General features: G+C 73.1%; 22 protein-coding genes and 1 tRNA gene. 16 read left to right on the top strand and 7 right to left on the bottom strand.

Annotation, left to right across the window (positions count from 1 at the left end; translation table 11 throughout):
• From F9B16_RS50710 to F9B16_RS07045, 15 genes are all read left to right on the top strand, one after another.
• On the top strand, positions 1-239 hold a 239-nt coding region (locus tag F9B16_RS50710; protein WP_192808650.1), incomplete at its 5' end, for a hypothetical protein.
• Positions 240-327: 88 nt separating this feature from the next.
• Positions 328-600, top strand: coding sequence for a hypothetical protein (locus F9B16_RS07110; RefSeq protein ID WP_151539167.1), 273 nt, complete (start codon positions 328-330; stop codon positions 598-600).
• Complete coding sequence (locus tag F9B16_RS07105; protein ID WP_151539166.1) at positions 597-1,037, top strand: RRQRL motif-containing zinc-binding protein; 441 nt, start codon at positions 597-599, stop codon at positions 1,035-1,037. The genes F9B16_RS07110 and F9B16_RS07105 overlap by 4 nt, the downstream gene beginning before the upstream one ends.
• Entirely contained in the window at positions 1,034-1,915 is an 882-nt protein-coding gene (locus F9B16_RS07100) for a helix-turn-helix domain-containing protein (RefSeq protein ID WP_151539165.1), read from the top strand. The genes F9B16_RS07105 and F9B16_RS07100 overlap by 4 nt, the downstream gene beginning before the upstream one ends.
• Position 1,916: 1 nt before the next feature.
• Positions 1,917-2,147, top strand: coding sequence for a hypothetical protein (locus F9B16_RS07095; protein WP_151539164.1), 231 nt, complete (start codon positions 1,917-1,919; stop codon positions 2,145-2,147).
• Positions 2,144-3,283 (top strand): hypothetical protein, encoded by a 1,140-nt coding sequence (locus F9B16_RS07090; RefSeq protein ID WP_151539163.1) that lies wholly within the window; start codon positions 2,144-2,146, stop codon positions 3,281-3,283. The genes F9B16_RS07095 and F9B16_RS07090 overlap by 4 nt, the downstream gene beginning before the upstream one ends.
• On the top strand, positions 3,280-5,505 hold the full coding sequence (locus tag F9B16_RS07085; RefSeq protein WP_151539162.1) for a cell division protein FtsK: 2,226 nt from the start codon (positions 3,280-3,282) through the stop codon (positions 5,503-5,505). The genes F9B16_RS07090 and F9B16_RS07085 overlap by 4 nt, the downstream gene beginning before the upstream one ends.
• A gap of 148 nt (positions 5,506-5,653) precedes the next feature.
• Positions 5,654-6,265: a hypothetical protein gene (locus F9B16_RS07080; RefSeq protein WP_151539161.1), complete on the top strand. Its 612-nt coding sequence runs from the start codon at positions 5,654-5,656 to the stop codon at positions 6,263-6,265.
• Positions 6,266-6,276: 11 nt separating this feature from the next.
• Positions 6,277-6,579 carry a hypothetical protein gene (locus F9B16_RS50705; protein WP_192808649.1) on the top strand — a complete coding sequence of 101 codons (303 nt, stop codon included), beginning with the start codon at positions 6,277-6,279 and terminating at the stop codon, positions 6,577-6,579.
• Positions 6,576-6,869 carry a hypothetical protein gene (locus F9B16_RS07070; protein WP_151539160.1) on the top strand — a complete coding sequence of 98 codons (294 nt, stop codon included), beginning with the start codon at positions 6,576-6,578 and terminating at the stop codon, positions 6,867-6,869. Before F9B16_RS50705 ends, F9B16_RS07070 begins: the two co-directional genes overlap by 4 nt.
• Positions 6,870-7,015: 146 nt before the next feature.
• A complete protein-coding gene (locus tag F9B16_RS07065) occupies positions 7,016-7,369 on the top strand; it encodes a hypothetical protein (protein WP_151539159.1) in 354 nt (117 codons plus the stop codon).
• Complete coding sequence (locus F9B16_RS07060) at positions 7,366-8,301, top strand: bifunctional DNA primase/polymerase (RefSeq protein ID WP_225991428.1); 936 nt, start codon at positions 7,366-7,368, stop codon at positions 8,299-8,301. Before F9B16_RS07065 ends, F9B16_RS07060 begins: the two co-directional genes overlap by 4 nt.
• The gene (locus F9B16_RS07055) at positions 8,298-9,926 is read left to right on the top strand and encodes a hypothetical protein (protein WP_225991427.1); all 1,629 of its coding nucleotides are present in this window, start codon (positions 8,298-8,300) and stop codon (positions 9,924-9,926) included. Before F9B16_RS07060 ends, F9B16_RS07055 begins: the two co-directional genes overlap by 4 nt.
• A gap of 336 nt (positions 9,927-10,262) precedes the next feature.
• Complete coding sequence (locus F9B16_RS07050) at positions 10,263-10,484, top strand: helix-turn-helix domain-containing protein (protein ID WP_151539158.1); 222 nt, start codon at positions 10,263-10,265, stop codon at positions 10,482-10,484.
• Positions 10,481-11,668 carry a tyrosine-type recombinase/integrase gene (locus tag F9B16_RS07045; protein WP_151539157.1) on the top strand — a complete coding sequence of 396 codons (1,188 nt, stop codon included), beginning with the start codon at positions 10,481-10,483 and terminating at the stop codon, positions 11,666-11,668. The genes F9B16_RS07050 and F9B16_RS07045 overlap by 4 nt, the downstream gene beginning before the upstream one ends.
• 96 nt (positions 11,669-11,764) lie before the next feature.
• Here the strand turns inward: F9B16_RS07045 and F9B16_RS07040 are convergent.
• Positions 11,765-11,837 (bottom strand) — tRNA-Asn (locus F9B16_RS07040).
• Between the two features lie 140 nt (positions 11,838-11,977).
• On the opposite strand from F9B16_RS07040, the gene F9B16_RS07035 reads away from it, so the two are divergent.
• Positions 11,978-12,262, top strand: coding sequence for a YtxH domain-containing protein (locus tag F9B16_RS07035; protein WP_151539156.1), 285 nt, complete (start codon positions 11,978-11,980; stop codon positions 12,260-12,262).
• Here the strand turns inward: F9B16_RS07035 and F9B16_RS07030 are convergent.
• The 6 genes from F9B16_RS07030 to F9B16_RS07010 form a co-directional block, all read right to left on the bottom strand.
• Positions 12,259-12,753 (bottom strand): hypothetical protein, encoded by a 495-nt coding sequence (locus F9B16_RS07030; protein ID WP_151539155.1) that lies wholly within the window; start codon positions 12,751-12,753, stop codon positions 12,259-12,261. The genes F9B16_RS07035 and F9B16_RS07030 overlap by 4 nt on opposite strands.
• A gap of 17 nt (positions 12,754-12,770) precedes the next feature.
• A complete protein-coding gene (locus F9B16_RS07025; RefSeq protein WP_151539154.1) occupies positions 12,771-14,090 on the bottom strand; it encodes an MGH1-like glycoside hydrolase domain-containing protein in 1,320 nt (439 codons plus the stop codon).
• A 113-nt stretch (positions 14,091-14,203) separates the two neighbouring features.
• The gene (locus F9B16_RS07020; protein ID WP_151539153.1) at positions 14,204-15,013 is read right to left on the bottom strand and encodes an HAD family hydrolase; all 810 of its coding nucleotides are present in this window, start codon (positions 15,011-15,013) and stop codon (positions 14,204-14,206) included.
• Positions 15,010-16,122 carry a cysteine protease StiP family protein gene (locus F9B16_RS50700; RefSeq protein WP_192808648.1) on the bottom strand — a complete coding sequence of 371 codons (1,113 nt, stop codon included), beginning with the start codon at positions 16,120-16,122 and terminating at the stop codon, positions 15,010-15,012. Before F9B16_RS50700 ends, F9B16_RS07020 begins: the two co-directional genes overlap by 4 nt.
• Positions 16,119-17,504 (bottom strand): phosphoribosyltransferase family protein, encoded by a 1,386-nt coding sequence (locus tag F9B16_RS50695; protein WP_192808647.1) that lies wholly within the window; start codon positions 17,502-17,504, stop codon positions 16,119-16,121. Before F9B16_RS50695 ends, F9B16_RS50700 begins: the two co-directional genes overlap by 4 nt.
• Positions 17,501-18,715, bottom strand: a complete 1,215-nt coding sequence (locus F9B16_RS07010; RefSeq protein WP_151539152.1) for an HpcH/HpaI aldolase/citrate lyase family protein — start codon at positions 18,713-18,715, stop codon at positions 17,501-17,503. The genes F9B16_RS50695 and F9B16_RS07010 overlap by 4 nt, the downstream gene beginning before the upstream one ends.
• Positions 18,716-18,734 lie beyond the last annotated feature (19 nt).

The following is an 18,734-nucleotide window of genomic DNA, read 5'->3' as shown; positions in this document are numbered from 1 at the left end:
TCATCGCCGCGACGCGCGAGATCACCGTCTCGCACGGCCCGTTCCCCACCGACCCGGCCGCCGCGGTGGCCAGGGCGGTGGAGGCCCTGCAGTGGTGCAACCGCGCCGCCTCGATGTTCGCGGCCGCGCTCGCCGACGCGCACAACGCGCTGTCCCCCCTCGGCGTCCGCATCCCCGCCGACCCCGACGACGCCCCCGGCACCGCCGACGACTCCGACTCCGGGGAGGGGTGGGCATGAGCGCGCGCGAGTGGATCCGGTTCGCCGCGTGGTGGCTGCTGATCGGCAACTTCCTGGCCGTCGCGCTGACCGAACTGGGGGCCATCCGATGACCGCCCTGCTGTTGGTCCTGGCCGTGCTCGCCGCCCTGGCCGGGCTGGGGTGGCTGTGCCTGTCCCCGGTCCGCCTGGGTGCCGCCGGCGCGGTGCTGGTGGCCGCCCACCCGGCGGCGACGATCGCGGTCACCGCCGCGGTGACCGCCGTGCTGACGGTGGCCGCTGCCCGGATGGCCTACCGGTCGCTGCGCGAGGGCGGCTGGTGCCTGGTCACCGTCCAGCGCGCCGCGTTCGCGGTCAGCCGCGCGGGAGGTGTGACGCCATGAGCCGCCGCCGCAGCTCGGCCCGGTTCTTCGACCCGACCGGCGCCCGGTTCGGCATCCCGACCTGGCCGTGGCGGATGGCGCCGCCGCACCTGCGCACCCGCCGCCAACTCGCCGCCGAGAACCTCCGCCCCGGCGGTCAGGACGTCGCCGGACAAGTGCTGTGGAACTCGCGCCGCGGCGGTGGCGGGGTCCGCGCCGCCTACCTGTACGACGTCCGCCTGGCGCTGCCCAAGCGGCCCCCGACCGAGCGTCAGCGCGCCGCGCTCGGCAAGGCGCTGGCCGCCCGCCGACGCTGCCCCGAGTGCGGACGCGACGCCGGATACGTCCTGCCCCGCCACCTCGGCACCTGCGTGGACTGCGCCGACGCCCCCACCACCGACTTCCCCAGCGACATCCCCACCGACCTGCCGACCGGCACGGAGGTGACCGCAGCATGACCACCCTCGCCCCGCCCCCGATCCCCGCCCAGACCTCGACCACGGACCTCGGCGCACCGGCCACCAACCCGCACGCCGCCCAGGGCCGTCCCACCCAACCGATCACGGGCCCCAACGGCACCCAGCACCCCGACGCCCCGCACCGGCCGGTGGCCGACGTTCACACGTTGCGGCACGGCTACAACCTGGCCGACCTGGACCGGCTCGCCAAGTTCGCCACCCGGCGGGTGTTCGGCGTGACGATCGACCCGCGGGACCGCTTCGAGGTGGCATGGTCGGCGATCGCCGAGCACCTGTACACCGCCGCCGACCGGCCCGACCCGTCCGACCTGATCACCACCGGGCAGAAGGCCATCGCCCGGCACCACCGCACCGAACTGCACCACCACGGCGTCCAGCAGCGCACCTACGCGCCGGCGCCCCGGCACGCCATCTACTGGGACACGGTGATCCGGCCGACCCCCAGCCCCGAGCACACCGCGGTGGACCGGATAGCGCTGTGGCAGATCTGGCCGCATCTGGCGCCCGGCGAGCGCGCCGCCGTCCAGGCCCTGGCCGTACACGGCACCCATCAGGCCGCCGCGGACGCGCTGGGGATCAGCTACCAGGGGTTCGCCGCGCGGCTGTCGTGCGCCCGCCGCCGGTTCCTGGCCCTGTGGCACGAGGGCGAGAGCCCGTCGCGGCTGTGGCGCACCGAACTGCGCGCCAGCAAAGGCACCGCCCGTACCCCGGCCGGTGTCACCCGCGCACGGCTCGCCGCGTTCGCCGAACTGGCCGACGCCGGACTGACCCACCGGCAGATCGCGGCCCGCATGGGACTCAGCCTCCGGACCATCGCCCGCCTCGCCGCCCAGCACCGCGCCGAAAGGGGGCTCTGACATGCCCGCCCCCGCCCCGGCCGGTGCTCGGCCACGCATCGGTGCGGGCAAGCGCTGCCCGTCCTGCACGGCGCCGCTGGACGGCGGCCCGGTCCGGTTCCGCTGCGAGCCGTGCGGCCGGTCGGTGATGGCCGCCGACCTCGACACCGAATACCACCCCCACCCCGTGCCCGGCCCGGTGCCCAACCCGGCCCGCGCCGCCGACGACCACGAAGGGAGGGACCGGCGATGACCCCCACCTACGACCCGCTGCGCGCCTACGAGCGGCAGCACACCGTCAACGGCCACCACGCCACCGCCGACAGCCCCGACGCCGACGCGACCGGCGGACAGGACCGGTACGGGCGGCCGGTGCAGGTGTTCAACCTGCGGTACCTGCCGGGCTTCCTGGCCCGCCGCCGCGCCAACGGCGCCGAGCGCGACCCCCGCGCCGAGCACACCGACCGCGCCGGCGGCTGGCTGCTGGCCGTGGCCAGCGTCCTGCTGCTCATCCTCGCCGCCGCGCAGGGCTATGTGTCCTACCGGGCGCAGTACTCCTTCGTCCACGCGCAGAAGCACGAGCACGCCGCCTCGATGCTGGAGGCGCTCGGGCTGGACGCCGCCGCGGTCATCTTCGCGCTGCTGGCCCTGGCACAGGCCCGGCTCGGCCGCCCGGCGGTCGCCGAACGTGCGCTCAACCTGGCGTGCGTCCTGGGATCGCTGTTCATGAACGCGCTGTCCGCCGACCCCGGCTCGGCCAAGTCGGTGGCCGCGTGGGTGCTGCCCGCCGCGCTGTACGCCGCTGCGTCCGACCGGCTCATTGCCGTGGTCCGACAGCGCGCGCTCGCTGGCCGCGACGGCGCCGAGGACGGCTCCCCGCTGGCCGCCGCTCGCGGGCTGGCGCTGTGGGCGCTGCGGTTCGGCATGGCGCCCTGGAGCACCGTGCGCGAGTTCCGCACCTGGGTCCTGGACGAAGCCCCCGTGGCGCCCGGCCGCCGCGCCCTCTCGCCCCGCCCGGAGTTGCCCGCCCTGCCCGCGCCGCGCGACACCGGACGCGACAGCACGGGCGACGCCGGACGCGACGGCGAGGGCGACGCCACCGGCGACAGCAACAACGACCGAACGGGCGACAGCACCCCCGACGCTGACCCCGACGCCGACCGCGACACCGCGGGCGACGCTGTGCGCGACAGGACGCCGCGACGCGCGCGGCCCCGACGTCGCACCGGCGGCGCGACGACCGCCGACAAGGCCCGCGCACTGCTGGCCGCCGACCCGACCATGAGCGGCGCCGAACTCGGCCGCCGTCTCAAGGTCACCCCGCGCACCGGCCAGCGTCTCTACGCCCAGATCACCGCCGACCCCGCGAAGGGAGATGACGCGCGATGAGCAACCCGACCACCAACCCCACCGGCGCCACGGACGCCGCGGACGCCGAGGTGATCCCGCTTCGCCCGGCGCCGTTCGGTTCGCCGGACGACGACATCACCGCCCACCCGACCGCCACTCCGAGCACCGACCCGGCCGACGCGCCCGTACTCACCGGCGGCGAGGGGGCCGACGTTGACACCTCGTTCGAGGTGCAGTTCGACCCCGAGCCGGACGCCGAGCCCGAGCCGGTGGACGACGGGATCGGGTACCTGCTGGACGACCCCGAGGGCGACGCCTACCCGGTCATCCCGGAGAACCTGCGCAGCCTCGGCGGAGTCGGCGAGGCGATCGGCCGGCACGCCCGCCGCCTGGCTCACCGCGCCGCGTTCCACGGCGTCCGCGCGCCCCGCTACGCCCTGCTCGCCGCGGTATGGGGGACGGTCGGGCTGTGCCGTCTGATCAACCGCCAGCTCAAATGGTGGTGGGTCTCCGAACAGGACTACCTGCGGTCGCTTGCCATCGCCCAGGGCGACCGGCGCGACTGGCTGACCCTGCACCGCGAGGTCAAGGAGACCCGGCGCGTCCGCGGGATCATCCTCGCCGGGCAGGCCGCTGGCGTGCTCCTCGGCGTGCTTCTGCTGGTCAAGCTGGCGCCGTGGTGGGGCTGGGTCGCGGTCGCCGCCGTGGTCGTGCCCTGGCTGGCGCACTTCGGCCGGCCGGAGGATCACCCGATCATCGTTCCGGCGATGACGGTGCCGCGGTTCCGGCTGCTGAACCACGACGTGGTGCTGCGCGGCTACTACTCCGCCGGGCTCGGCCACCCCGACAAGCCCGGCCAGCAGGTCACCTTCGAGACCACCATGTCCCGCACGAAGGAAGGGCAGGGGTCGCAGGTCAAGGTCGTGCTGCCGCACGGCACCGGGTTCGACGCCGTGGTCAAGGCCAAAGACGACCTGGCCTCTGGCCTGGACGTCGCGCCCTCGCAGGTGTACCTCACCCACGACCCGACCAGCCACCGCCGCCACACCCTGACCGTGATGGACCGCGACCCCCTGGCCGTCCCGGCGGGCAAGACGCCGCTGCTGGACTGCAAGCCCCGCAACATCTGGAAGCCGGCGCCGTTCGGGCTGGACGAGCACGGCCGCAAGGTCACCCTGGCGCTGCTGTGGAACTCGATCCTGATCGGTGCCCAGCCCCGCAAGGGCAAGACCTTCGCCGCCCGGCTGCTGGCCCTGTACGGCGTCCTGGACCCGTCGGTGCGCCTGAGCGTGGTGGACGGCAAGAACTCGCCGGACTGGAACAAGTTCGCCATGGTCGCCTACCACTTCATCCGCGGCACCACGCCCGACCGCAACGGCGACCCCGTGACCCAGCTCATCGACGCCCTCGCCGAGATCAAGCGGCACATCATCGCCACCAACGACTTCCTGTCGACCCTGTCGGCGGAGGAGTGCCCCGAGGGCAAGCTGACCGAGGAGCTGTGCCGCAAGTACCCCAAGCGGCTGTTCATCTGGATGCTGGTCATGGAGGAGTTCCAGAACTACTTCGAGCTGCAGAGCCAGGATGACAACAAGGAGATCGCCGGGCTGCTGTCGTTCATCATCGCGGTCGGTCCGTCCTCCGGCGTGATCCTGCTGTCCAGTTCGCAGAAGCCGTCCGGGATCGGTGCCGGGGACGTGCAGCGGCTGTTCAACCGGTACCGCGACCTGCACGCCGTGCGGTTCGCGCTGCGGTGCGGCAACCGCAACGTCTCCGACGCCATCCTGGGCGGCGACGCCTACTCCGAAGGTTTCGACGCCTCCACGCTGCCGGTCGGCAAACCGTATCTCGGCGTGGGCTACCTGTACGGCGCCGCCGACGAAACCCCGACCGTGCGCACCCACCTGGCCGACCACGGCGACGCCGAGAAGATCCTGACCGCTGGCCGCGCGCTGCGCGAACGCGCCGGGACCCTCGCCGGGTACGCCGCCGGGCAGGACACCGGCACCCCCGACCGCGACGTCCTCGCCGACGTCCTCGCCGTGTTCGGCGGCGACCCGGCGCTGCACTGGACCGAGCTGGCCGAGCGGCTCGCCGACCAGATCGGCGACCGGTGGGCCGACACCACCGCCGACGCCATCTCCGCCCAGTGCCGCGATCTCGGCGTGCCGAGCGTGGACGTCAAGCGCAACGGCGTCAACCGCAAGGGCTGCCGCAAGAACGCCGTGCAGGCCGCCGCCGACACCGGCGCGGCCGGTTGACCGAGCCCGCTACCCGGTAGCGGCGCCGCTACCTGCCCGACCTGCACAAACCCGACAGGCCGCTACCCGCCGCTACCCGCACACCCCTGCTGACCTGCGCGGTAGCGGGTAGCGGCACCCGGCCTCACCCCGGCGATGTGGAGACCCCATGGCCATCAAGATCCAGGTACTCAAGTGCGGACGGTGCGGCAAGCCCCGCGGGCTGACGCACACCTGCATCACCCGCATGGACAGCCGCCGCAAGCCCGGCAAGACCCGGCTCAAGCCGCGCGTGAGCGTCAGCACGACGTGCCGCACGTGCGGCAAGCCCCGCGGGATCAACCACACCTGCCGGATCACCACCGACTTCAAGAAGCGCAAGGCCGCCGCCGCCCGACGCGAGGCCGCCGAGCGCAAGCGCCGCCAGGCCGCCCGGCGCAAGGCCGCCGCCGCGGCCCGCCGTCAGGCCACCGGCGGCAAGCCCGCCGCTAGCACCGGCAAGCCCGCCGCGAAGGCCGCGGGAGGCAAGGCCGCGGCGGGCAAGGCGCGGCCGGCCAAGCCGAGTCACGACTACCGGACGTGCCAGGACGGCGAGTGCCGCCGGTACGCCTGCATCGCCTGGAAGGAGGCCTACGCCGAGGGCCGCGCCACCGGCCTGGAAGAGGGCTACCAGCAGGGCTACGAGAACGGCTACCGACAGGGCCACTCCGATGGCCACGCCCAGGGCTACGCCGCCGGATTCCCCGCCGGACAAGCCGCCTGCCCGCTCCCGCACCAGTAGGGAACCGAGTCGTGATCAACATGATTCTGCTGGCCATGGCCGCCTTCGTGATCTGGGCGGTCAGCGTCTACACCTACCCGTTTAGGCCCTGCCGCCGCTGCGGCGGCACCGGCCGCAAGCCCGGCAGCACCCGCCGCCGGTTCGGCCCCTGCAACCGCTGCGGCGGCACCGGCCGCACCCAACGCCTCGGCTCGCGCACCGCGCACCGCACCGTGCTGTCGGTCCGGTCGGAGATGGCCAAGGAACGCCAGCGCAAACGCGACCGCAAGGCCGCCGACAACGCCACCGACCCCCGCCGCCTGGAAGACCGATGACCACCCACCCAAAGCCGCCGCGCGTCCGCGTGGTCAAGGTCCGCCTGTCCGGCCAGGACGACGACGCCGCCGCGATCGCCGAGCTGCTCGCCCGACTCCTGCCCACGCTGTCCGAAGGCCGCTGCCAGGTCGGGGAGATCTCCGGCGCCTACCCCAACCGCCGCGGCGCCGGCGCCCGCCGCTACCTCGACCTGTACCTACTCGACCCCACCACCGACCACCACGACCCGGGCCGCGACGGCGACCCCCCGTCCGGCTCGCAGCGCAACGCGCCGGGACAGCTCACCTGACCGGCCGCCGCGCTCGGCTCCTGATCGGGTTCGGGACGCAAAGCGGCCCTCGGCGCACAGCCACCAAAGCACGCCGCCGAGGGCCACCCCTCCCAACCGATCACGGCCCCCAACGGAGACCGCCACACAAGGAAGGCACCACCATCATGCCCCACGACGCGCCGATCCTTCCGCCCGCCGAGCACTGGCCCGTGCTGGCTGGCCCCGACTGCCCCGGCTGCGGCGGCACCGACTGGGTGAACTACTCCGGGTCCGTCACCAGCCTCGAAGACGGCCTGGTCCTGCTGTTCGAGTGCGGCGAGTGCTGCACCGAATGGGCGATCCCCGCCCACCACTGGCCGGTGTTGTGCGGCCCCGACTGCCCCACCTGCGGATCGCTGAACACCTGCTGGGCCACCTACGCCCCCGAGCACCCCGGCGACCTGTGGACCTGCGACAACGGCCACGAATTCGTGCTCGACCCCGAGGGGATCATCATCCTGCCCGAGGACGCCGAATGAACGCCGGTGTCCCCATGACCAACCCCGCGCCGCCGCACCCCCATGTGCTGGCCCGGTATGCGCTGGCCGCTGCCGCGCATGGTTGGCACGTGTTCCCCGTCGCGATCGGCGACAAGGAGCCGCCCCGCGGGACCCGATGGAAGCAGACCGCCACCACCGACCCCGCCGCCATCCGCCAGATGTGGGCGCGGCGCCCCTACAACATCGGGATCGCCTGCGGACCGTCCCGGCTGGTGGTGATCGACCTGGACGTGCCCAAGCCCGGCGAGCACCCGCCGCCCCGGTGGGCACTGCCCGGCGTCAACGACGGCGCCGACGTGTTCGCCCAGGTGTGCGCCGACGCCGGTCAACCGATGCCGCTGGAGACCTTCCAGGTCCGCACCCGCCGCGGCGGGTTCCACCTGTACTTCACCGCCCCGGACGGGTACCGGCTCGGCAACACCTCTGACGATCGCGGGAACGGGCTGGGCTGGAAGGTCGACACCCGCAGCGACGGCGGATACGTCGTCGGCCCCGGCTCCTTTGTCGACCTGCCCGACGGCACCGGCACCTATCAGCCGATCCACACCGTCGCGCCGGCGCCGCTGCCGGGCTGGCTGGCCGAACGGCTCCGCCCGGCGCCGCTGCCGCCGCAAGAACCGGTGACCGTGCGGCTGGCCACCGGCAACCGCGGCGCCTACCTGGACAAGGCCGTCAACGCCAGCCTGGAAGCCCTCGCCGCCGCCGAGCACGGGCGCCGCAACGCCACCCTGTACGGCGCCGCCGTCGCCCTCGGCCAGCTCGTGGCCGGCGGCGCCCTGGACCCCGACGAGACCGAGCAACTGCTGACCGCTGCCGCCGTGCGCGCCGGGCTGGGCGAGATGCCCGCCCGCCGGACCATCCGGTCCGGGTTCCGCGCCGGCACCCAACGCCCACGGAGGGTGCCCGCATGACCCACAATTCCAGCCCCGCCGCCCCCGACTCCGCCGACCCCGAGCCACGCGCCCGCAAGACCCGCACGCCGCGCCTGCACATCGGGTCCGGCCCCGAAAGCATCCGCGTCCTCAAAGCCGCCCTCGCCGACAACCAACTCCCCGACACCTACGTCTCCGCCGGGTCCCTGGTGCACATGGAGACCGTGTCGGGCGGGCAGACGTCCCCGGCCGCCGACGAAGACTCGCCCCTGCCGGTCACCGCCAGCCCGATCACCCCCGCCACCCTGGCCGGGCTGCTGGCCCACCACGCCTACGTGTACCGGCTGCGGTCCCGCAAGAACAGCGACGGCGAGGATGAGACCTACGAGGAAGAAGTCACCCCGCCCCAATACATCCTCGCCGCCGTGCTGGCCGCCAAGACCTGGCCCGGTCTGGTCCCGCTGCGCGGGGTGATCGGCGCGCCGGTGCTGCGCCGCGACGGCACCCTGTTGCAGCGCCCCGGCTACGACCCCGCCACCGGCCTGTACCTGGCCGCCAAAGTCGACCTGCCGCCCGTCCCGGACGAGCCCACCGCCGAACAGGTCGCCGAAGCCCGCGACTTCCTGCTGAACCGGTTCCTGCGCGACTTCCCGTGGAAGAGCCCCGCCGACCGCGCCAACTACGTGGCGCTGCTGGTCACCCCGATCTTGCGGCACTTCACCCGGTCCCTGACGCCGTTCGCGTTGATCGACGCGACCATGCCCGCCTCCGGCAAGTCCATCCTGACCGGCGGCCCCGGCATGCTCTATGGGCAGCGCGTCATCCCGTGGGCCTACACCGAAGAGGAACTGCGCAAGTCCATCACCGCGGTGCTGGCCGAACAGGTCGGGGTGGTGGTGTGGGACAACCTCGCCGAGGGCACCGTCATCGACTCGGCTACCCTCGCGCTGCTGGTCACCGCCGGGGTGTGGTCCGACCGCCAGTTGGGCGCCTCGCGGAACATCGCCACCGTCAACGACCGGCTGTGGATGGCCACCGGCAACAACCTGCAAGTCGGCGGCGACATGGCCTCGCGCACCGTCCGCGTTCACCTGGACCCGAACATGCCGCGGCCCGAGGAACGCGACCAAAGCCGGTTCGGCATCCCGCACCTGGACCAATGGATCACCTCCCCGGCCAACCAACTGACCGTGCTGTGGCACCTGCTGGTGCTGGTCCTGGACTGGACCCGCAACGGCGCCCCGCGCGCCGACACGATCTCCATGCGGCAGTTCACCCCGTGGGCGCAAGCCCTCGGCGGGTTCCTGGCCCACCACGGCATCGACGGGTTCCTGGCCAACGCCGCCGAGGTCCGCAGCATCGATGAGGACGAAACCCGCTGGCGCGCGTTCATGGCCTGCTGGCACAGCCTGCACGGCTCCGAGCCCATGACCGCCGCCGAGCTGCGCCGCTCCGGCGAACCCGACCACATCGGCATGGACGAACACGACCGGTGGGACGGGCAGTTCATCACCACCCACACCGGCCGCCTGCCCAACGCGCTCGCCCTCGGCCGCCTGCTCACCGGACAGGCCGGCCGGTGGCGCGGCGAATACGTCATCCGGACCGGCAAGCACGACCGCGGCGACCGCAACGTCTTCTGGGTGGAACACCATGAGCAGTGACCCGACCCGAAACCCGCTGAAACATCTCCGCAACTCCGCAACTCCGCAAACTGCGCCCCGACCTGCGGACATACGTGCGGAGATCACCACCACCGGTCATCGCCCATCTCCGCAACTCCGCAACCACTGCGGAGATAGACCCCCCATTGCGGAGATGGCCCGAGCACCACCACACCCATCTCCGCGCACAACACCGCAGGTCACGCACCCAACTGCGGAGTTGCGGAGTTGCGGAGATGTTTCAGCCCCTCCCAACACAGCGACGGCGCACAGCCACCACGCACACCGCCGACGCCGCATCCAACCGGTCACCAGCACCACCGAAGGGCAACCGACATGGCCGCGAAAACGCCCAGCCCGGCCGAGGGCTGGCCACTTAAGCCGCTGTACAAGATCTCCGACCTGCCCGGCATCCTGCCGTTCAGCCGGAGCCGCATCTACGAGCTGGTGCGCGCCGGCCGCATCAGGACCGTCAAGGAGCACAGCGTTCGCCTCGTGCCCGCGAGCGCGATCGTCGAGTACATCGAACTGCTGGAAAAGGAGGCGAACGCCGCGTGAGCGGCAAGAAGCGGCGTGCCCACGGCGAGGGCGGTCTGAGCTGGAATGCCGCCCGCAAACGATGGATAGCGTCCAAGACCGTTGGCTACCAGCCGAACGGGCGCCGCATCATCGTCCGCGGCAGCGGCAAGACGCAGACAGATGCGCTGAAAAGGCTCAAGAAGAACCTCGAGAAGCGGAAGGCGAGGAACGCGCCGAAGGCGGCGGCTGACGTGACGATCGCGGAAGCGGTCGCCGGGTTCCTCCGGTACGGGCTCATGGGCCGCGACGAATCGACGGTCACGAACGCGCACAGCCTCGCCAAGCACCACATCGTTCCCCAGCTTGGGCATCTGACCGTTCGGGAACTGACGGCCGACGACTGCGAACAATGGTTGGAGGGCCGCGCCGAGGTGCTCGCCACGAAGTCGCTTCGTGAGGTCCGGTCGGTGCTCAGGCGCTCCATTGCTCGCGTGATGCGGCGGGATGAGCGTGTGACCCGCAACGTGGTGGACCTCTGCCAGGTGCCGAGCGGGAAGCGCTCCGGCCGGCCATCCAAAGCGCTCAACTTTGCCCAGGCCATGCAGGTGCTCGCCGCCGCCGAGCGCGCGCGGTCGGACATGCGGCAGTACGTCGTCCTGGCGCTGCTGACCGGCGCCCGCACAGAGGAGTTGCGGAAGCTGACGTGGTCGCACGTGGTGGCCTACGACGGCGCCCGCGGGCAGTGGCGGCCGGTGCACGAGACCGGATGGGAGCACGGCGAGTTCGCCGTCTACGTGTGGCGCTCTGTGCGCGCACGGGGCGACACGAAGACCAAGAAGTCCCGGCGCACGCTCAAGCTCCCTCAGCGGTGCGTGGTGGCACTCAGGGACCTCTGGGAGGGCTTCCCCAAGCCGCCCGACCCGGAAGCCCTGATCTTCCCCGGGGAGGGCGGTCAGGTGCGCGGCGCCATGACCGTGCTCCGAGCGTTCCGCCGCGAGGTCATCGCGCCGGCCGGTCTGGACCCCGACGCCTGGACGCCGCGCGAGCTACGGCACAGCTTCGTGTCCCTGCTGTCGGACAACGGGATGCCGCTGGACAAGATCGCGCTGTTGGTCGGGCACAGCGGGACGCAGGTCACGGAGAAGGTCTACCGCCAGCAGATCAGGCCCGTGATCCAGGACGGCGCGCAGGCGATGGATCTGATCTTCCCGAACCCGAACTAGGCCGCTTGGTACTCAGTTAGGTACTCACAGCAGTAGTCAGGCCCGTCCCCAGCACGGGAAACGGGCCTGACCTGCGACTTTAGGCGTGTTGATCTGCTCCCGCGATTGGACTCGAACCAATAACCTGCCGGTTAACAGCCGGCTGCTCTGCCGATTGAGCTACGCGGGATCGTGCGTCCGGCGGGGCCTCGGCCCCTGCCAGCGCGTCTAGGTTAGCGCATATGCGGGGCTGTTCGCGCACGCGTTGAGGGTGGCGGCGGCGTTCGCGGGTATAGGGGGTGGATCGAACGGCCCCACAGGGAGTTGATCATGAAAGCGCGCGTGATGTTCATGGCAGGCGCCGCGATCGGCTACGTCCTCGGGACGAAGGCCGGGCGGGAGCGCTACGAGCAGATCAAGAAGCTCTCGCGGCAGGTGTCGGAGAACCCGAACGTGCAGGAGGCCGCGGGCATGCTGCGCGCCAAGGGCGGCGAGTTCGCCGGGGCGGCGCGCGGGAAGGCCGGCGAGATGGCGTCCACCGCGAAGGAGAAGGTGCCGCAGCAGGTGCCGGGGCGGCACAAGGCCGACGACGAACCGACGGTCCACCCCGGCTAGAGGCCCGTCTGGCGCCTCAGGTCCTCGAGGACCTGTTCGGCCTGGGCGCGCAGGCCCGGGTCCTCGGGGTCGAGGCCCGCGTCGAAGACGAACGTCCAGCGCACGTCGCCGCCGGTGGCGGGGCGCCGTCCCGCTATGCGCACCTTGCCGCCGCCGGGGAGCCGCGCGTGGTGGGTGACGGCGATGGTGGCGGTGACGCGTTCCCGGACGGTCTCCGGGACGGAGCCGGGCTCGGTGAGGCGAACGTGGTGCTCCGCGCCGCCGGAGGTCTCGGTGACGTGCAGCCAGCCGTCCTTCCAGGTGGCCTGGTCGACGCGCTCCCACGGGACGCGCAGGAAGCCGCCCGACGGCGTCGGGAGGTGCAGGGCGGTGGTGGTGGCGACCACGTGGGAGCCGCCGCGGGTGGGCGCGGACGCGAGGACGCGTTCGCCGCGCTCGATCGTGAGCGCGTCGCGGACCGCGGAGGGCAGGTGGCCCCGTAGTAGGCGCATGCCCCAACGGTAGGCGATCAGGCGGCCTGGGGGGCGCGGCGGGCCCCGAGCAGGTCGAGGACGAGGGCGGCGGACCAGGAGTAGTCGTGGCTGCCGCGTCCGGTCCCGTCGAAGGGGTCGAAGAACTCGCGGAACCCGGACTGGCGGACGAGCCGCATCGTGGAGCCGTACAGCAGGTCGGCGACGACGGGGAGGCCGTGCGCGAGGGCGCCGTACCAGATCAGCCAGTTCGTGCTGACCCAGGTGGGGCCGCGCCAGTAGCCGCCGCGGTCGAAGGCGGGCGCCTGGATGTCGCAGGTGGGGACGGGGTATCCGGCGGCGCCGGCGAACCGGGCGGACAGCAGCAGGTCGACGAGGTTGCGGACGTGCGCGGCGGGCAGCTCGGGGTCGAGGAGCGGGCCGAAGGACCCGGCGGTGATCACCGGCAGGAGCCGGTCGTCGCGCAGGTCGCGGGCGCGGAAGCAGCCGGTGTCGGCGTCCCAGAGGCGGTCGAGGAGGGCGGCGTGGACGCGCTGCGCGGCCTCCAGGTGCGGGGCGGGGTCGGCGCCGACGATGCGGGCGACCTCGGCGAGGGCGTGCGCGGAGGCGAGGAAGGTGGCGTTGACGAGCGGGTCCTCGACCGCGAACGGGTGGGAGTCGCGCAGGTAGCCGGGCCGGTAGCCGGCGTCGCGCATGAGGGCGACGAGCCGGACGTAGCGGTCGTAGTCCTCGCCGGTGGGCAGGGTGCGGGACCGCTGCGCGGGGGCGTAGGCGGTGGGCGGGAGCTGGAGGGCGCCGAGGGGGCGGTCCCAGGCGGGGCTGTTGTCGAGGCCGGACTCCCAGGGGTGGCAGATGGCGATGAGGCCGCTGGAGCCGAGGTCGCGGGCGGTGGCGAGGTAGCGGTGCTGGGCGGCGAGCAGCGGGTAGAGGCGGGCGAGGAAGCCGCGGCTGCTCTCCCCGTCGGGGGCGCACTCGTGCAGGCGGAGGGCGACGAGGGCGTGGACGGGCGGCTGGGTGAGGCCGGAGGTCTGGACGCCGCGCGGCGCGGCGGGCTGCTCGGTGCTGCGCCACAGGTCCGGGCCGGGGAAGAAGGCGTGGCGGGCGAGGCTGGTGTTGAACACGATGTGCGGGAGCATGCCGTCGGCCCATTGGCCGCGGAAGAGCGACAGCAGTTCGGTCTCGGCGCGGTCGGGGCGGTGCCGGGCCAGGCCGAGGCTGATGAAGGCGGAGTCCCAGCTCCACTGGTGGGGGTAGAGGCCGGGCGACGCGGCGGTCGCGGTCCCGGTCCAGTTCGCGTCCAGGACGCGGGCCGCGGCCTTCCACAGGGCGGTCTCGTCGCCGGTGAGACGGGAGCTCATGCGCGCAGGGGTACCTCCTCGCGGCCGGAGCCGGGGTCCTAGTGTGATTGTGACCCGCGACGGCGGCCCCGGCGAGTCCCCGGGCGGCGTCGTTTGTCGACGGCCGGGTCCGGTCAGCGGTGATTTTCCACCCGGTGCAGCAGCCAGTTCGTGATCTCCTGGCCGGCGGCGATGCCGCGGGACGCGGTGACGGCGGTGGCCGGAGAGGTCCAGCCGGCGTCGTGGAGTTCGCCGTGCGCGGGGCGGATCGCCAGGCGGGCGGCTTCGAGGAGTTCGGCGTCGAGCAGCGAGTCGCCGGCGGCGAGCATCGCGGACGCGCCGGTGCGGCGGGCGACCTCGGCGGCGGCGTCGGCCTTGGTGAGGCAGGCGGGCAGGCAGTAGACCTTGCGGCCCTGCAGGGACGTCCGCCAGCCGCGTTCGGCGCACCAGCCGGCGAGGTCGTCGACCCAGCCGGGCGGGAGGGCGGCGCGGTCGACGACCGTGTAGGCGAACAGGTCGGACGCTGTGCGCCTTTTCAGGATGAACTCCCCGCCGGTCCGGACGAGGCGGTCCTGGATCTCGGCGAGCGGCGCGCATCCGTCCGCGATGCGCGCGCGCACGGACGCCGACCAGGACGGGTCGTCCTCGCCGTCCACGAGGAGGTGGCCGCCGTTCGCGCAGATCGCGTAGGCGGGCGGTTTCTCCAGCAGGTGGACGCGCCGGTACTGCTCCGGTGTCCGTGTCGTCGTGGGGACGAACACGGCGGACGCGGCGAGGGTGTCCAGTGTGCGCGCGGCGGTCTCCGTCATGTAGGAGAGTGGGGCGCCTTGGTAGAACTCGACGCAGACGAGGCGCGGCATGGCCTCGTCCGGGCCGTCCAACGCGAACGCGGCCTGCGAGTAGATGAGCGTACGGTCCAGGTCCGAGCACACCAGCACGGTCACTGGACGGCCCCCTTGCCGAAGCGCGGGTGGATGAGCCCCATGCACGCGTAGGGGAACCGGTCCGGGTCGACGTCCTCGACGGGCACGCCGCGTTCGCTTGCCAGAAGCCTGATGTGCGTCAGTTCGGGGCCCGCGTCCGCGCGCGCGAGGACCTTCCACGGGACGCGGCGCAGCAACACTCGCGTCGTCTCCCCGATGCCCGGCTTGACCAGGTTGAGGTCGTCGATGCCGTGCTCCTCCGCGACGCCCCGGACCGCCTCCCACCCCGACCAGTCGGGCGCGCGGTCGGACGCCCGCAAGTCCGGGACGTCCTTCGCGACCCGCTCCGCCACGTCCGCGAAGCGCGCGCAGACGGTGTCGAGGAACAGCGCGGACACGTCGTCGTCGGCCAGGTCGGCGTAGAACTTCGCGCCGTGGAAGTCGCCGGGGCCGATCAGCTCGGCGTTCAGGACGGTGCGGCTGATCAGGCCGGACACGGTCGAGTTCAGGCACGCGGACGGGATCAGGAAGTCGTCGCGGGTGCCGTACAGCGGGGCGCAGCGCCCGGGGTCGGCGAGGACGGCCAGGTCGGCGGGGAACCCGGTCCCGTCGAGCGCCGCGGTCAGCTCGCGGGTGATGGCGCCCTTGCCCGTCCAGCCGTCCACGAACATCACCGCGGACGGGTCGTGCCGGGCGGCCAGGTAGTCCAGCGCGACCGTGTCGATGCCCCGCCCACGGACGATGCTGATCGCGTAGTGCGGCAGGTCCAGCCCGTGCGCGAAGCGGGCCCAGCGCCGCACCAGGATCCCGACTGGTGTGCCCGCGCGCGCGAGCGACACCACGACGGCGTCCGGGCCGCGCTCTCCGAGGATCAACTCGGCGACCAGCCCGGTCGCGTAGGCGAGCCGTTCGGCGGACGCCTCCAGCGCCTCCTGGAACAGCCGCCGGTACTCGGGCCCCGGCTGGTACTCCACGGGCAGCGATTCGGCGTAGTGGGCACGGCCCGCCTGGATCGCGGCCTCGCGCTCCTCGGTGGGCGCCTCCAGCCGCGCGTCCGAAAGGTCTTTCAGCAGCCACGCGACGTCCTCCGCCGCGTAGCTGCCGAAATCGGGGCCGTACAGCGGCCTCACCGGTCACCCCCATGGGACGGGACGGTCACGACCACCACGGGCGCGAGCGCGCGCAGGCGCGCCAGCAGCCCGTCGGTGAGCCCCTGCGTGTCCCCGACGTCGTCCACCACGAACACGATGCGATCGAACGGCGGGCGGCCTGCGGCGGGCGCGACGTTGTAGGCGTACCGCTCCCCCGGGCCGTCCGCCGGGTCGTCGTGCGCGGGGAACGCGAGCCGGGTGCGGATCGCGTAGCCCGGGTCGTCCACGGCCAGGACGGGCGAGCGGGTGGTCGTCGAGTACCGGACGGCCAGGCCCGGGGACGCGTCGGCGAGCGCCTCCGCCAGCCGCAGCGGCGCGTACATCAGCTCCTCGAACCCGAGCACGAGCACGCGGGACGCGCCGTCCCCGAGTTCCGCGGCGACGGCGTCCGCCATGCGCGGCAGGTCCTTCTCCAGGGCGGTGCGGTGCTCGGGCAGGAACCCGTGGCGCCCGCCGTCGGGCACGCCGCGCGGCCAGTCGAGCCGGACGCGCGCGACGCCGAACGCCCCGTCCTCGACGGCGGGTGCGGAGGCCGCGGAAAGGTCGGAGACGATCCGCGTGCCCTTCTCCAGGACGCCCGTAGGCAGCTCCACACGTCCGCCGGCGAGGGAGACGGCGTCGATGCGCGTGCCGAGCCGCGCGGCCAGTTCGTCCACGCGCGCGCGGTCGGACTCCCCCCGCAGGTCGACCAGCGCCGCCAGAACGTAATGCCTACGCGGACGCAGCGCGTGCAGCGCTTCGATCGTGTTCAGGACCGTCTGCCCTGTGGAGAGCTCGTCGTCCACCAGCACGACCGGGACGTCCCGGTCGAGCGCCGCAGGGTCGGACGGCAGCAGCAGGTGGCTCGTCGCGTGGCTGTGCTCCTCCTCGAACCCGCCGTACGTGGCGAATCCCCGCACCGGACGGCGCGTCGAGTGCAGGTAGTAAGCGCCGCCCAGAGCGTCCGCCACCGAGTGCCCTAGAGCGGTAGCGGTCTCCGCATACCCGAGGACGATGGCGTCCACGGCGGGGCGCGGTTCCCGCAGCGCGTCGCGCAACGCGGCCGCAGCGCCTGGCACGCCCGCCAAGGCGTCCTTGAACGGACCCGACGGCACGGACGTCACCTCGTCGCGCAGGCGCGCGCGCACGAGCTCGCCCAGCAGCAGCCCCGACCCGTACACGAGCCGGGGATCGGTCGGGACGTGCTTGCCCAGCACCGCCGAGACGAGCAGATGGGCACGACGCGGATTGCGACGGACGGCGAGCCCCACCATCGACGCCAGCCCGGCCCCCACCGGACGTTCGCCGTCGACCAGCCGCACGCCGAGCCGGGACGTCACCCACTCCCCCGGCCACACCGCCTCCACGGACCGCACCGTCATCGGCTGTCCGCCGCTTCCAGAAGCTCGACGAACGTCACGTCCCGCGCCGCGACCCCGAACACGCGCGCGCGCAGCATCAGCCGTTCCGCCCAGGCGCGATGCGGCTTCGCCTCGTTCATCTTGTTCGCGTACGAGCTGGCCATCGCGCCGCCGCCCGCGTACCCGAGGATGTCGGCGGCGTCGCAGTACTCCTCATGCGTGACGACCGACAGGGCATGCACGGCCGCCACATGGGTCGGGTGGATCACGGTCTTGCCGGTCAGGCCGTTGGCCTTGTCCAGGTGCACCTCGCGGATCAGCCCGTCCAGGTCGGAGGTGATGAGCCGCTGCCGCAGCGGCGCGGCCCGCTGCGCCTCGAACGGCGACTGCCGCAACTGCGGCTTGAACATCCGCTCGCCCGCCGAGAAGTACTCCCAGACCGGGCCCGTCACGACGAAGCCGCTGCCGTCCGCGCGGCCGAGCACGTTGACGATGTCGGTGATCGCCGCGGCGACCGGCCGGATGTCGTAGATGGTCAGGTCGGGCGGGCGGCGCAGCCCGTACGCCGCCGACATGTCGGTCGCGCCGATCCGCACCGCGAGGACCCGGTCGCGGTGCTTGGCGAGCAGCCGCGCCACCTCGTGCAGCATCTCGGTCCGGCTCTCGCTGTGCACCGTCTCCGGGCTCTCCAGCACCGGCATCGCCAGCAGCGGCAGCCCGGTGCGGGCCGCCGCGTCCTCCAGCGCGTCGAGGAACGCTCCACCGGACGCCGCCGTGAACTTCGGCAGCACGAACCCGCTGACCAGCCCGGCCGCGGGCCCCAGCCGGGCGGCGATGGCGCCGATCTGCCGGGGCTCGCGGACCCGGACGAACAGCAGCGGCACGCCGCCGATGGACCGCTCCCCCGCGGCGCGCCGGCCGCCGTCCGGTTCGCCCGGCTCGTCCGCGCCGCGGGCGTGCAGGTCGCGCAGCTGGGCGACCAGGTTGTCCTCCGCCTCCGGCACCTCGTCGTCGCCGATCGCGTCCTCCAGGCACACGACCATGCTCATGACGCCGCGCCGCGCCGCCTTCTCGATGTCGGCCGCGAGCGCGGGACGCGTCGCCGGGCAGTACAGGGTCGCGCCGAGCGCCACCGCCAGCACCGCCGGGTCGTCGTGCCGGCGGAACGGGCGGGGGTGCCGGTAGAACAGGTGCTTCCGGTAGGCGGTGTCAATATGGTCGAAGTGCCGCATACGCGTCCCACATCGCGCC

The sequence above is a fragment of the Actinomadura montaniterrae genome, assembly GCF_008923365.1.
GTDB lineage: Bacteria > Actinomycetota > Actinomycetes > Streptosporangiales > Streptosporangiaceae > Spirillospora > Spirillospora montaniterrae.
This window is presented reverse-complemented; position numbering and strand designations above follow the sequence as displayed.

Coding starts and splice junctions, on each gene's coding strand:
- F9B16_RS07105 (WP_151539166.1), top strand. CDS start 597: ATGAGCCGCCGCCGCAGCTCGGCCCGGTTCTTCGACCCGACCGGCGCC.
- F9B16_RS07035 (WP_151539156.1), top strand. CDS start 11,978: ATGAAAGCGCGCGTGATGTTCATGGCAGGCGCCGCGATCGGCTACGTC.
- F9B16_RS07055 (WP_225991427.1), top strand. CDS start 8,298: ATGACCCACAATTCCAGCCCCGCCGCCCCCGACTCCGCCGACCCCGAG.
- F9B16_RS07060 (WP_225991428.1), top strand. CDS start 7,366: ATGAACGCCGGTGTCCCCATGACCAACCCCGCGCCGCCGCACCCCCAT.
- F9B16_RS07025 (WP_151539154.1), bottom strand. CDS start 14,090: ATGAGCTCCCGTCTCACCGGCGACGAGACCGCCCTGTGGAAGGCCGCG.
- F9B16_RS50695 (WP_192808647.1), bottom strand. CDS start 17,504: ATGACGGTGCGGTCCGTGGAGGCGGTGTGGCCGGGGGAGTGGGTGACG.
- F9B16_RS07090 (WP_151539163.1), top strand. CDS start 2,144: ATGACCCCCACCTACGACCCGCTGCGCGCCTACGAGCGGCAGCACACC.
- F9B16_RS07010 (WP_151539152.1), bottom strand. CDS start 18,715: ATGCGGCACTTCGACCATATTGACACCGCCTACCGGAAGCACCTGTTC.
- F9B16_RS07050 (WP_151539158.1), top strand. CDS start 10,263: ATGGCCGCGAAAACGCCCAGCCCGGCCGAGGGCTGGCCACTTAAGCCG.
- F9B16_RS07065 (WP_151539159.1), top strand. CDS start 7,016: ATGCCCCACGACGCGCCGATCCTTCCGCCCGCCGAGCACTGGCCCGTG.
- F9B16_RS07080 (WP_151539161.1), top strand. CDS start 5,654: ATGGCCATCAAGATCCAGGTACTCAAGTGCGGACGGTGCGGCAAGCCC.
- F9B16_RS07110 (WP_151539167.1), top strand. CDS start 328: ATGACCGCCCTGCTGTTGGTCCTGGCCGTGCTCGCCGCCCTGGCCGGG.
- F9B16_RS07100 (WP_151539165.1), top strand. CDS start 1,034: ATGACCACCCTCGCCCCGCCCCCGATCCCCGCCCAGACCTCGACCACG.
- F9B16_RS07070 (WP_151539160.1), top strand. CDS start 6,576: ATGACCACCCACCCAAAGCCGCCGCGCGTCCGCGTGGTCAAGGTCCGC.
- F9B16_RS07085 (WP_151539162.1), top strand. CDS start 3,280: ATGAGCAACCCGACCACCAACCCCACCGGCGCCACGGACGCCGCGGAC.
- F9B16_RS07095 (WP_151539164.1), top strand. CDS start 1,917: ATGCCCGCCCCCGCCCCGGCCGGTGCTCGGCCACGCATCGGTGCGGGC.
- F9B16_RS07030 (WP_151539155.1), bottom strand. CDS start 12,753: ATGCGCCTACTACGGGGCCACCTGCCCTCCGCGGTCCGCGACGCGCTC.